We start from the raw sequence: 12,183 nt of genomic DNA, 5'->3' as shown, positions 1-12,183 counted from the left end.
GGCGGGTGCGGGCTGCGCGGGCGGGTCAGGCGATGCCGTAGACGCGGGCGGCCACCCCGCCGAACACCTCCTCGCGCTCGGCCTCCGACAGGTGCGCGGTGAGCGAGCGGGTGGTCTCCAGCACGCTCTCGTACGGCGCGGCGAGCAGGCAGACCGGCCAGTCGGAGCCGAACATGACCCTCTCCGGCCCGAAGGCCTCCAGCACCACGTCGACGTAGGGCCGCAGGTCCGCAGCCGCCCAGCCGTCCCAGTCCGCCTCGGTGAGAAGGCCGGACAGCTTGCACGTGACGTTCGGACGCGCGGCCAGCTCGCGGACCAGTGTGGCCCACGGCTCCAGCACCCCCGAGGCGACCGGCGGCTTGGAGCAGTGGTCGAGCACGAAGGCGAGATCGGGCAGCGCGGCTACGGTCTCGATCGCGGCGGGGAGCTGGTGCGGGAGCGTGAGCAGCTCGTAGACGAGCCCGGCCCGCCCGACCGCCGCGAGACCGCGCCGAACGTCGTCCCGGCAGAGCCAGCGCGGGTCGGGCTCGCCCTGCACCTGGTGCCGGATGCCGCGCAGGTAGCGGCCGCCCGGCACGGCCCGCAGCGCGTCGAGGTCGTCGGCGGCCGAGGGCGCGGTCAGATCGGTCCAGCCGACCACCGCCGCGATCAGGTCGTGCGCCTCCGCCAGGGCCAGGAACTCCGGCGTCTCCTCCGGCACGGCGATCGTCTGCACAAGCACCGTGGCCGTCACCCCGGAGGCGGCCGCCGGCAGGTCCTCGACGCCGAAGTTCCTCCGCAGCGGGGCCAGCTCGGGACCGGTGATCCAGTCCTGGTCCCGCACGGACAGGTCCCAGACATGGTGATGCGCGTCGATCATGGCTCTCCCCGGGCGATTGGTCCGATCATTCAACCGAAACGAGTGGCACCCGACAAGTCGCAACCGGGATTTCCAGCACATTGATCGGATCTCAGAGCGCGACCGTAGGCCGGTACGGGGGCACGAGGACACTCCGCGCGGCCCCCGCGACGGGAGCACCGCCCCGCCGGGCCGGCCCGCGCCGGAAGGAACACCCACGGGACCGGCGGCCGGGCGGCTTCCTCGCGCCGGACCGCGCGATCAGTATCCGGAGTCGCGCAGCCGCTGCTCGCAGTAGTCCCTTTCCTGCTGGGTGCCGTACTGCGAGCAGGGCTTCTCGGCGGAGGTGAGGGCGGGTACGGCGCCGGCACCGGCGGACTGGGCCGACACCGCCACGGGGACGGCGAGGGCGGAGGCCGCCACCGCACCGGCGGCGAGAGCGTATCTGAGCCTGATCATGCGAGATCACCCCATGTCGAGTCGGCCGGGCCCCGGGCGGCACCTGGGCCCGCAGGACGCCGGACCGATGCCACGGACGACGCCGGCGCGGCGCACGACCTGCGATTCCACGCTAGCCGGAGAGAACTCCGGCGGTCTTTCCAGAAAGGACAAAGGCATCCGTCCACCCGGATTACCGTCCGGTCCCGGAGAGCATCGGGCAGGGGTCTCCGTCACGCCCGGCTGCGCTCCCCCGCCGGACGCCGCCTCGGCGACTCTCCCCGGCTCCCCCGGTGGAACCCCCCGGCAGATCGTCACGGCACGTCCGGCCTCCGGCACGGAAATCACCGAGGGGGAACGGGTTCAGGGGGTGCCGGAAGGCCGGCCCTTGGGTGGCGAGGTCGTCCTGTCCCTCGGCGGCCGCCAGATCGAGACGGCGGCAACGGTCTGATTTCCTCCATACTTCCGGCCGGCAATGAGCACTTATGGCGATGATCAAGCAAAAATAAGTGATATCTAGGCACAATGAAGGAGTGGGCGGGCGTAAGTCGCTTTGACGCGGTGGAAACGAGGAGTGTTGACTGTGCGCATGCTGAGCGAAGCGAACGGTTCAATCGCCGGCGCGGGGGCGCTTCTGAAGATCCTGCGCGACGGTCAGGCCCGGACCCGGGCCGAGTTGGTGCAACTGACCGGACTGGCACGCTCCACCCTCGGGCAGCGGCTCGACGCGCTGCTGAGCCAGCAGTGGATCGTCCCGACCGAGGAGGCCATCTCCTCGGGAGGCCGTCCCGCCGTCGCCTTCACCTTCAACCGCGGCGCCCGCATCGCCCTCGCCGCCGACCTCGGGGCCACCCACGCCCGGGTGGCGATCACCGACCTGGGCACCGAGGTGCTCGCCGAACGCGCGGACGAGGTGCCGGTGGACCGTGGCCCCGTCGAGACGCTCACCTGGCTCCAGCACACCTTCGAGGAGATGCTCGCCGAGACCGGCCACACCCGTGACCAGATCTGCGGCATCGGCATCGGCCTGCCCGGCCCGGTCGAGCACAGTTCGGGGCGGCCGGTCAATCCGCCGATAATGCCGGGCTGGGACGGTTTCCCCGTCCCCGAATGGCTCGGCGAGCGCTTCGGCGCACCCGTGCTCGTCGACAACGACGTCAACATCATGGCGCTGGGCGAGCACTGGGCCGCCCGTCCCGAGGCCGACCACCTCATCTTCGTCAAGATCGGCACCGGCATCGGCTGCGGCATCATCAGCGACCGCCACCTGCACCGGGGCGCCCAGGGCGCGGCCGGCGACATCGGCCACATCCAGGTGGCCTCGGCCACCGACATCGTCTGCCGCTGCGGCAACCTCGGCTGCCTGGAGGCCGTCGCCAGCGGCGCGGCCATGTCCGCCCGCCTGTCCGCCGCCGGCGTGGAGGCCGCCGACAGCCGCGACGTGGTCCGCCTGGTGCGGAGCGGCAACACCCAGGCCGTCCAGCTCATCCGCCAGGCGGGCCGCGAGATCGGCGACGTCCTCGCCTCGATCGTCAACTTCTTCAACCCCTCGGTGATCGTGGTCGGCGGCGACATCGCGGAGGCCGGCGAGCAGATACTCGCCGGCCTCCGCGAGGTCATCTACAGCCGCTCGCTGCCCCTCGCCACCCAGCACCTGACGATCACCGCCAGCGAGCTCAGCGACCGGGCCGGGGTGATCGGCGCGGCCGTCATGGTCATCGAACACGTCCTGGCCCCCGGCACCGTCGACCGGTCCGTCACCCGCGACTGACCACGGGACGCCATGGGCGTGGAAACCGACCACGGGACGCCGTGACCATGAAAGCCGACCATGGGACGCCCCTGCTGCGGCAGCCGATCACGGGACGCCATGGGCGTGGAAACCGACCACGGGACGCCGTTGCTGCGGCAGCCGATCACGAGACGCCTTGTCACGGCAGCCGTCCATGGGACGCTGTGACGATGGACACCGGACCGATCTGGACCCCCCGGCTCACGCTCGAACCGCTCGCCGTGGAGCACGCCGCCGAGATGGCCGAGGCACTCTCCGACCCGGCCCTCCACACCTTCATCGGTGGCTCCCCCGCGACCGCCGAGCAACTGCGCGACCGTTACACCCGCATGGTCGCCGGGCCGCCGCCCGGCGGTGACGACGCCTGGCTCAACTGGGTCATCCGCCTGGAGGGCCCGGACCGCCTGGTCGGCTACGTCCAGGCCACCGTGGCCGCCGGCCAGGCATCTGTGGCCTGGGTCGTCGGCACCCCCTGGCAGGGCAGGGGGATCGCCGGCGAGGCCGCGCTCGCCCTCCTCTCCTGGCTCAGGGAGCACGGCGTCACCGACGTCGTCGCGACGATCCACCCCGACCACACCGCCTCCTCGGCCCTGGCCCGCCGCCTCGGTCTCGTGCCGACCGACGCCCGGGTGGACGGCGAGGTCGTCTGGCGGGCGCGATTGGCATCCACTCCGTCCTGAAGACGGTGCTTCCCGCCTGCCGCGCATGCGTCTCCGGGTGGGTTACCGCTTCTTCGCGCGGTGCCGGGACAGGTCCCGTTCCTCTCCTCACCCCGCAGTCGTTCCGTCTCTCCTCCTGTCCGGCGGCGAGGATGTCGATCGCCGCGTTGACGTCCCGGTCGTGGGCCGCGCCGCAGGGGCAGGTCCGCTCCCGGACGTTCGGCGGCGGAACCCGTACACCACATCCGTGGACGCAACCGCCGGGACATTGAACCGCTTCGCCGCCTCGACCGGGGCGCACGCCTCACCGGGGTCAGGCGCCCGCGATCTCTTCGGGGGGCAGGGCGGCGAGCGTCCGCAGGGCGCGCAGGAAACCGCGCCGGTCCTCGGGGGAAAGGCGCGCCAGCAGGCGTTCTTCCTTGCGCCGGATGCCCGCCTGCGCGGAGTCGCGTACGCGGCGGCCTTCGGCGGTCAACGACAGGACGCGGACGCGCCGGTCGGCGGGGTCGGGGGTCCGCTCGATGAGACCTTTCCGCTGGAGGTCGTCGAGGAACCCGATGATGCGGGTCTTGTCCGCGCCGATGGCCTCCGCGAGCGCGGCCTGGGTCCGCAACGGCCGTTCGTCCAGCGCGAGCAGGACCGAGTAGGCCCACATCGACAGGCCGTGCTCGTGCAGGACAGGCAGCTCTGCGTCGATGAGCGCCCGGCTCAGCGGGCTGATCATCGCGGCGAGGTCGGGACGATCGGTCACGGCATCCCACTATACGCATTGACAGATGATATACACGTGTAGATGATACGCAGACGCTTATTAACACGAGAGGTCGCTCATGGACATTCGGGAACTGGACCGGCGTGCGGTGCGTGCGAGCGTGGACCTGGTCGCCAAGGCGGCGGCCGAGGACCTCGGCCGGCCCACGCCGTGCGCCGGCTGGACGCTGGCCGACCTGCTCGCCCACATGACCGCCCAGCACCACGGTTTCGCCGCCGCGGCGGAGGGAGCCGGAGCCGATCTTGCGGTGTGGCGGGTGGAACCGCTGGGTGACGACGCCTTCTCGGCCTACGCCGGAGCCGCCGAACGCGTGATGACGGCGTTCGCGCAGGACGGCGTGCTGGATCGCGAGTTCGCACTGCCCGAGTTCGGCAGGGACCTGACGTTCCCCGCGGCACAGGCCATCGGCTTTCACTTCATCGACTACCTGGTGCACGGCTGGGACGTCGCCCAGTCGCTCGGCGTCGAGTTCACGGCGGAGCCGGAGCTGGTGGAGGCCGCCTGGCCGATCGCCCGGGCCGTCCCGGACGACGGACGACGCCGCAGGCCCGGCGCCGCGTTCCAGCCCGGCCTGGTCATCCCCGAGGACGCGGACCGCTTCAGCCGGATCCTCGCCATGCTCGGCCGCTCCCCCGCCTAGAGCGGCCTCGTCACCGGGAGGCTGGACGCCCCTCCGGCCGGGACGGCGTCCGCCGGAGGGGCGTCCAGCCCCGGAGGGCACGGCCCTCAGTCTCCCTGGAGAGGCGGCCCGCTCCGGCCCAGGAGTTTCATGAGGCGGGACAGCGGTATCGCGTGCAGGGTGCGCCCGTCCACGCCCGTCATGGTCGTCGCGGTGAACAGCGAGTTCAGGACGGCCTCCTCGACGACGTCGAGCGTCGCCTCGAACAGCGGGCTCAACGTCGTGTCCGGCAGCGGCGGGCCGTCCGTCCGGACCGAGAAGGCGATGCCGTAGTCCCCGCTGCCGTGGCTGTAGGAGGCGCCGACCCGTCCCAGTGCGAACACCGCACGCCGTGCCAGTCGGGTGAGCCGGCGGGCGTCGAGGGGCGCGTCGGTCGCCAGGACGACCATGCACGATCCCACGTCCGGGGCGGCGGGTTCGGCCAGCCCCAAGGAGGCCGGCGTGACCGTGGAGCCGAGGAGTCGCAGCGTGCCGCCGAAGTTCGCCTGCACCAGCGCGCCGAGGGTGACCGGCCCGTCCGCCAGGTCGAGCACCCGGGAGGCCGTGCCGACGCCCGCCTTGAACCCCAGGGCGCCGGTGCCGGTTCCCGCTCCGACGCACCCCTCCGGCACCGGCCCCGGCGCCGCGCCGTCGATGGCCGCCAGCACCTGCGCCTCGCCGAGCGGACGGGCGCGGATGTCGGACAGGTAGCCGTCGTTGCACTCCCCCACGACCGGGTTGAAGGTCCGTACGTCCGCGCAGTCCGGCCGTGCCAGCATCCAGCTCACCACCGCGTCGGCCGCCCGGAACGCCGACAGCGTCGCGGTGAGCACGACGGGAGCCTCGATCAGCCCGAGTTCGGCCAGCTGGGTGGCGCCGATCAGCTTGCCGTGCCCGTTGCCGGCGAACATGCCCGCCGGCAACGGCGCGTGCGGGCCGACGTCGCCGGGGACGATCGCGGTCACGCCGGTGCGGATGGCGGGCTCCCGCAGGACGGTGCAGTGCCCGACGCGTACGCCGGGCACGTCGGTGATGGCGTTGTGCTCGCCCGGCTCGTGCTCGCCGATCACGATCCCGAGGTCGCGCGCCCTGTGACCGCGCCCCGTCAGGCTCATCGGCCGCCCTCCCGGCTCGCTGGGAAGGCGTCGCGCGCGCTCGGCGCGGCCGGTGCCTCCGGCGTGGCGGCGGCGCGGTGGCGCAGGCCGTCCATCAACGGGTCAAGCGGCCGGTCGCGGTCGTGTCGCGCGTCGGCGCGCGGTGGCCGGGGGGATGTGGCCGGCACGGTCTCTCCTCATCAGTCCGTCTCCGACGTCCCGGTCTGCCGGGACGTCGGAGCCGATTGTCCGCCCTCGGCGCACGATTCACTAACCGGAGGGATCCCGGCTCACTAACCGGAGGGATACCGGCACCATCCGCCTCGGGGAGCGCGCGCGTACGCGCCGTGGGCCGTGCGGGAGCCGGTGGCCGTCCTTCTCCATGGCCGTGCGGGAGCCGGCGGCCGTCCTTCTCCGCCTCCACGCACCGCGCCTCCTGACCGCAGGAGCGATCCAGGCGGACCGGTCCGGCGGAGACGGCGGTCAGTCGGAGGTCAGGGTGTCGAGCAGATCGCCGACGGGCGCGTCCGGCAGCGCCCGGGCGATGTCGGCCAGGGCCACCATCCCGACCAGCTTGTGGCCGTCGATCACGGGGAGCCGGCGGACCTTGTGCGAGGCCATCGTGCGCAGGATCTCCCTGGCGTCGTCGTCGGCGCCGATCGTGACGGCCTCTCCCTGGGCCAGCTCGCCGGCCAGGCAGGAAGCGGGGTCCTTGTCCTGGGCCAGCACCTTCACCACGATGTCGCGATCGGTGAGCATGCCCTTGAGCCGGTCGTCGGTGCCGCAGATGGGCAGCGAGCCGACGTCCAGGCGGGCCATCCTCTTCGCGGCGTCCAGCACCGTCTCGTCGGCGTTCACGCACTCGGCGTTCGATGTCATGATCTCTCGTGCGGTCGGCATCTTCACTCCTTCTCATCGGGTCCGTTTGTTCTACGGCTTCCCGAGCTTCCGCAGCTCAAACGGTGTCGAATGAACGGCGGGCGACGGGAGAGGTAAGGAGTATGGGAAAAATGGCGCTGGTCGTGGTGGACATGTTGAACTCCTACGACCACCCGGACGCGGAACTGCTTCAGGACAGTGTCGCCCGGATCGTGACACCGCTGGCCCACCTGATCGGGCGGGCGTGCCGGCACCCGGAGGTCGATGTGATCTACGTCAACGACAACCAGGGGGACTTCGCAGCGACCCGCTCCGACATCGAGGCTCTGGCACTCAAAGGCGCACGGCCCGATCTGGTGGAGCCGGTGCTCTCCCCGCCGGAGTGCCCGTTCCTGGTGAAGGTGCGCCACAGTGCCTTCTACGGCACGTCGCTGGAGTACCTCCTGCGCCGCCGCGGGATCGAGACGTTGGTGCTGGCCGGCCAGGTGACCGAGCAGTGCATCCTTTACAGCGCGCTCGACGCCTACGTCCGGCATTTCGCGATCAGGGTGCCGCGTGACTGCGTCGCCCACATCCACGCCGACCTCGGCGACGCCGCGCTGCGGATGATGGAACGCAACATGAGCGCGCGGATCGTCTCGGGAGAGCGGTGCCTGGAGGACTGAGCCGGAAGGACGAGCCGGCGCGCGGTGGCCCTACCGCGTCCGTAGCCCGCGTCCGTAGCCCGCGTCCGTAGCCCGCGTCCGTGAGCGTGGACGATCCGCACCACGACCGGTGACGGACCCGGATCGTCCTTCCCGGGGCTTCTCTCACGATCTGGGAAGCTCCAACGATCTCCGCGCCGCCTCCAAGGACGGTGAGAGGACACGACGGCGCGTCAGTGCCCGGGGCAGCCTTCGCAGGGCGTCCCTCAGCCCCCGCCGCTCGGCCGGACCGCCGCGCGCGGCGGTGAGCATGACCCGTGCCACCACCGGCCACGGTCGGCGCAGGACGGCGTTGAGCACCGCGTTACGGGTGGCGAGGGCCAGCCGGCCCCGCGCGTCGCGAGAGGGCGAGGGATGGTGATGGGCGACGACGTCCTCGACATAGGCCAGCCCCCAGCCGGCCGCGGCCAGGTCCAGCGCGAGACGCTCCTCCTCTCCGAAGAAGAAGACGACGTCGTCGAAGCCGCCGGCGGCCAGGTACATCTTCCGTCGCACCACGGCTCCGCAGGCCAGGAACCCGAGGACCGCCGGGCCGGGAAGATCCGGTTCGGCGGCGAGAGGAGATGCTGCCATGTCCATGCATATCGGATCCAAGCGCTCCTCGGGCCCCACCAGCATGCGCGCTGCGAGTACCGCCAGTCGGGGGTGGGCGTCGAGCACGTCGGCGGCGCGCCGGAGCGCGCCGTCCGCCCACCAGGAGTCGTCGTCGGCGAAGGCGACGTAGGGCGTCCGGGCGAGCCGCACGCCGAGGTTGCGGGCCGGCGCGCCGAGGTTGCGTCCGAGCTCGACGACCTGGATATGCGGGAACCGCCGCCGGACCAGGGCCGGTGTGCCGTCCGTGGAACCGTTGTCGAGCAGGATGACGGGGCTCTCGTGGCGCGGTAGCGAGCGTTCCAGGTCACGGCGGCGGTTCCGGGTGACCACCACCACCGTCACGCGCGAGAGCGAACTCACCCGGCCGGCCTGCCGGACGGTTCCGACGCGTCTCCGGACACCGGTTCACCTACTCGACTCGGCGCTTTCACGGTTGACCTGGAGCTCTTCGGCGAACCAGGCGATGGTACGGCTCAGCCCGTCGACGACGTCCACCTTCGGCGTCCACCCCAGGCGAGAGGCGGCCAGCGAGGTGTCGGGGCGTCGGATCTCCGGGTCCTCGGCGGGACGGTCGATGAAGTGGATCGGCGAGTCCGAGCCGGTCAGCTCGCGGATCGTCTCGGCGAGGGTGAGCATGGTCAGCTCCGCCGGGTTGCCGATGTTGACCGGTCCCTCGAATCCGCTGTTGGCCAGGGCGAGGATCCCCTCGATCGTGTCGTCCACGTAACAGATGGAGCGGGTCTGCCCGCCGTCACCGGTCACGGTGATCGGCTCGCCGTGCAGGGCCTGGCGGATGAAGGTGGGGATGGCCCGGCCGTCGTGGGGCCGCATCCTCGGCCCGTAGGTGTTGAAGATCCGCACGATCGCGGTGTCGGCCCGGTGGGAGTTGCGGTAGGCCGTGGTCAGCGACTCGGCGAAACGCTTGGCCTCGTCGTACACGCTCCGCGGCCCCACCGGGTTGACGTTGCCCCAGTAGCTCTCCCGCTGCGGGTGCTCCAGCGGGTCGCCGTACACCTCGCTGGTGGAGGCCAGGACGAACCGGGCGTCCTTCTCCCTGGCCAGCCCGAGTGCGTGCAGCGTGCCGAGGCTGCCCACCTTGAGCGTCTCTATCGGATGGCGCAGGTAGTCGGCGGGCGAGGCCGCCGAGGCGAAGTGGAGCACCAGGTCCACGTCACCGGGCACGTGGACGAAGCCGGTGAGGTCGCACTCGACCAGCCGGAACGCGGCCCGGCCGATCAGGTGCTCGACGTTGCGGGGGGAGCCGGTCAGGAAGTTGTCCATGCAGACCACCCCGGCCCCCTCGGCGAGGAGGCGTTCACACAGGTACGACCCCAGGAAACCGGCTCCGCCGGTCACCACCACACGTCGCGTGTTCATCGGACGCCTACCTCCAGCAGATTGACGGCGGCGTCGAGGACCTCCAGGACGCCGATCTCCAGCAGGCCCTCATCGGGCAGGTCACCGTGGGGGTCGCCGGAGCGCCCCGCCCACAGGGCCACGTGCGGACCGTGGGGCGGCCCCCACAGGGCGGGCGAGACGGGCCCGAACAGCACCACCGAAGGGGTGGCGAGCGCGCTCGCGAGATGGGCCACGCCGGTGTCGCCGCACACGACCAGCCGGGCCCGGGCCACCAGGGCGACCAGGTCACGCAGGCCGGTGCGCCCGGCGAGCACGCACGCCTCCGGCAGGCCGGCGAGGGAGGCCACCTGCTCGGCGAGCGCCCGCTCCCCGGCGCTCCCCGTGATCACCACCTCGTGCCCGGCCTGCCGCAGCGCGAGGGACACCAGCGCGAACCGCTCCGGCGGCCAGCGCCTGGCCGGGGCGGCGGCCCCCGGATGAAGGACGACCGACGCGGGCCGCCTGGACCGGGGAACCCTCGGTCCCGGACGGGCCGCCCCGCGACCGGCCGCGACCCGGCCCGCGGCCGACGCGGGCCGATCGGGCGGAGAGACGCACGGCCCCGGACCCGCGCCGGGCGGGAAGCCCTCCGATCCCGGACCGGCCGCCCCGGAGTCGACGGCGGCCGGCGCGGGCTCCCATGAGGAGACGGGCTCCGGCACCGGGCCGGCCACCCGCGGACGGGCGACGGGCGCCCACCCCGGGGGGATCTCCAGCTCCAGATCGCCCGGATCGGCCGCGATGCCGTACCAGCCGAGCAGGTCGCACCAGCGCCGGACCTCGTGCGCGTCCCCCCGCCAGGGCGGCCCCGGCACCTCGGGGAAGTCGGGGTGGGCGTGGGTGAGCAGCCGTCCCGGACCGGTACGGCGCAGCGCGGCGAGGCTCTGCGGGCCCCTGCCGTGCAGGTTGACCGCAATGTCGGGGGCCACTCCGAGCGGGACCGGTCCCGGCCCCGACACGTCGAGCAGCTCGTCCACCGCGCCGATCAGCGGCACCAGGGGCACCAGCGAGGCGGGCGCGGCCAGCACGATCCGGTGACCGGGATGGGCTCGGCGCAGCGCCCGCAGCGCCGGGACCGCGGTGAGCAGGTCACCGAGGCCGAGCCCGCGCAGCACCACCATGACCGGCGGCCCCCCGGCCGCCGTCCGCCCGCCGGCGGTCACGCCGGATTCCGGATCGTCACGGCCATGACGTCTCCGTGGCGGGGCAGACGACCAGCTCCCTGATCTCACAGCCCGCCGGCTGGCCGAGGGCGAACACGACGGTCGCGGCCACGTCCTCCGGCTGGTTGAGCCCGGCGTCGGGGCCGGGTCTGTAGCGCTCGTCACGATCGTCGAAGAAGCGGGTGTTCATGCCGCCGGGCACCAGCAGCGTCACCCCCACCTCGCCCGCCAGCTCCGCGGCCAGTGCCCGGGTGAACCCGACCACGCCGAACTTGGACGCGCAGTAGGCCGTCGCCTCGCCCAGCGCCCGCAGGCCGAGGGTGGAGGCGCAGGTGACCACCCTGCCCCGGGAGGCGAGCAGGTACGGCAGGGCCGCGCGGACCACCGAGGCGGTGCCCAGCAGGTTGACCTGCAGCACCCGCTCCCACGCGAGGGCGGGGACGTCGGACAGCCGCCCGCAGGCGTCGATGCCGGCGGCGGTGACCACGCCGTCGAGCCCGCCCGCCAGCTCCGCCAGCTCCGCCACCGCCCGCTCGGCCTGCGCGCGGTCGGCGAGGTCGGCGATCACGTGGTCGCTCCCGTCCTCGGGCGGGTTGACGTCGACGACCAGCGGCCGGCCGCCCGCCTTGGCGACGGCGACGGCGACGGCCCGGCCCAGCCCCGACGCGCCACCGGTGATCAGCGTGTTTCCCAGCATGAACGTTCCTCCTCGGTCACCTGGCCGCCCTCGCGGCGGCGATCAGGTCGGTCGTGGACCGGCCGGACACGCGGGGCAGGATCACGCTCTCCCCGCCCACCCGGCGTACGGTCTCCGCTTCGGGCAGGTCGAGGGCCTCGTAGTCGCCGCCCTTGACCCACACGTGGGGCCGCAGCCGTTCGATCATCGCGGCGGGGGTCTCCTCGCCGAAGACGGCTACGGCGTCCACGCACTCCAGCGCGCGCAGCACCTCGACCCGGTCAGGCTCGCCGACCACGGGGCGGCCGGGCCCCTTGAGGCGCCGGACGGACGCGTCGGAGTTGACGCAGACGATCAGCGCGTCGCCCAGCGCCCTGGCCCGCCGTAACAGGCTGACATGGCCGGCGTGCAACAGGTCGAAGCAGCCCCCGGTGGCGATGAGCCGGCCCCCGGTGGCGCGGACGGCCTCGGCCACCTCCAGCGCGGTGCGCGGCCGGTCCCCCCGCACGGGCGCGGAC

14 protein-coding genes are annotated in these 12,183 nt (G+C 72.8%); 4 read left to right on the top strand and 10 right to left on the bottom strand.

Going from position 1 to position 12,183, the window contains the following annotated elements; genetic code table 11:
• Window positions 1-25: 25 nt before the first annotated feature.
• Complete coding sequence (locus tag CA984_RS37465) at window positions 26-859, bottom strand: amidohydrolase family protein (RefSeq protein WP_086578131.1); 834 nt, start codon at window positions 857-859, stop codon at window positions 26-28.
• Window positions 860-1,099: 240 nt separating this feature from the next.
• Window positions 1,100-1,297 carry a hypothetical protein gene (locus CA984_RS37460; protein ID WP_086578130.1) on the bottom strand — a complete coding sequence of 66 codons (198 nt, stop codon included), beginning with the start codon at window positions 1,295-1,297 and terminating at the stop codon, window positions 1,100-1,102.
• A gap of 568 nt (window positions 1,298-1,865) precedes the next feature.
• Between CA984_RS37460 and CA984_RS37455 the strand changes: the two genes are divergently transcribed.
• Together CA984_RS37455 and CA984_RS37450 are read left to right on the top strand one after the other, a co-directional pair.
• Window positions 1,866-3,047 (top strand): ROK family protein, encoded by a 1,182-nt coding sequence (locus CA984_RS37455; RefSeq protein WP_165781551.1) that lies wholly within the window; start codon window positions 1,866-1,868, stop codon window positions 3,045-3,047.
• A 191-nt stretch (window positions 3,048-3,238) separates the two neighbouring features.
• Entirely contained in the window at window positions 3,239-3,748 is a 510-nt protein-coding gene (locus CA984_RS37450) for a GNAT family N-acetyltransferase (RefSeq protein WP_086578136.1), read from the top strand.
• A 292-nt stretch (window positions 3,749-4,040) separates the two neighbouring features.
• On the opposite strand, the gene CA984_RS37440 is transcribed toward CA984_RS37450, so the two are convergent.
• On the bottom strand, window positions 4,041-4,478 hold the full coding sequence (locus tag CA984_RS37440) for a MarR family winged helix-turn-helix transcriptional regulator (RefSeq protein WP_031170727.1): 438 nt from the start codon (window positions 4,476-4,478) through the stop codon (window positions 4,041-4,043).
• 79 nt (window positions 4,479-4,557) lie between these two features.
• Here CA984_RS37440 and CA984_RS37435 point away from each other — a divergent pair, with 79 nt between their 5' ends.
• Window positions 4,558-5,139, top strand: a complete 582-nt coding sequence (locus CA984_RS37435; protein ID WP_086578128.1) for a TIGR03086 family metal-binding protein — start codon at window positions 4,558-4,560, stop codon at window positions 5,137-5,139.
• Window positions 5,140-5,225: 86 nt separating this feature from the next.
• On the opposite strand, the gene CA984_RS37430 is transcribed toward CA984_RS37435, so the two are convergent.
• Both CA984_RS37430 and CA984_RS37425 read right to left on the bottom strand, forming a co-directional pair.
• On the bottom strand, window positions 5,226-6,272 hold the full coding sequence (locus CA984_RS37430; protein ID WP_086578127.1) for a P1 family peptidase: 1,047 nt from the start codon (window positions 6,270-6,272) through the stop codon (window positions 5,226-5,228).
• 462 nt (window positions 6,273-6,734) lie between these two features.
• A complete protein-coding gene (locus tag CA984_RS37425; protein WP_086578135.1) occupies window positions 6,735-7,151 on the bottom strand; it encodes a CBS domain-containing protein in 417 nt (138 codons plus the stop codon).
• 110 nt (window positions 7,152-7,261) lie between these two features.
• Here CA984_RS37425 and CA984_RS37420 point away from each other — a divergent pair, with 110 nt between their 5' ends.
• Window positions 7,262-7,795, top strand: coding sequence for a cysteine hydrolase family protein (locus CA984_RS37420; protein WP_242676390.1), 534 nt, complete (start codon window positions 7,262-7,264; stop codon window positions 7,793-7,795).
• A gap of 144 nt (window positions 7,796-7,939) precedes the next feature.
• On the opposite strand, the gene CA984_RS37415 is transcribed toward CA984_RS37420, so the two are convergent.
• The 5 genes from CA984_RS37415 to rfaE2 all read right to left on the bottom strand — a co-directional run.
• Complete coding sequence (locus CA984_RS37415) at window positions 7,940-8,770, bottom strand: glycosyltransferase family 2 protein (protein ID WP_341351754.1); 831 nt, start codon at window positions 8,768-8,770, stop codon at window positions 7,940-7,942.
• Window positions 8,771-8,833: 63 nt separating this feature from the next.
• Window positions 8,834-9,805 carry a UDP-glucuronic acid decarboxylase family protein gene (locus CA984_RS37410; protein WP_086578125.1) on the bottom strand — a complete coding sequence of 324 codons (972 nt, stop codon included), beginning with the start codon at window positions 9,803-9,805 and terminating at the stop codon, window positions 8,834-8,836.
• On the bottom strand, window positions 9,802-10,989 hold the full coding sequence (locus CA984_RS37405) for a glycosyltransferase family 9 protein (protein ID WP_341351753.1): 1,188 nt from the start codon (window positions 10,987-10,989) through the stop codon (window positions 9,802-9,804). Before CA984_RS37405 ends, CA984_RS37410 begins: the two co-directional genes overlap by 4 nt.
• Window positions 10,990-11,005: 16 nt before the next feature.
• Window positions 11,006-11,686, bottom strand: coding sequence for an SDR family oxidoreductase (locus tag CA984_RS37400; RefSeq protein ID WP_086578124.1), 681 nt, complete (start codon window positions 11,684-11,686; stop codon window positions 11,006-11,008).
• Between the two features lie 16 nt (window positions 11,687-11,702).
• On the bottom strand, window positions 11,703-12,183 hold a 481-nt coding region (gene rfaE2, locus CA984_RS37395), incomplete at its 5' end, for a D-glycero-beta-D-manno-heptose 1-phosphate adenylyltransferase (protein WP_108724674.1).

Source organism: Streptosporangium minutum (genome assembly GCF_002149035.1).
GTDB classification, from domain to species: domain Bacteria; phylum Actinomycetota; class Actinomycetes; order Streptosporangiales; family Streptosporangiaceae; genus Streptosporangium; species Streptosporangium minutum.
This window is presented reverse-complemented; position numbering and strand designations above follow the sequence as displayed.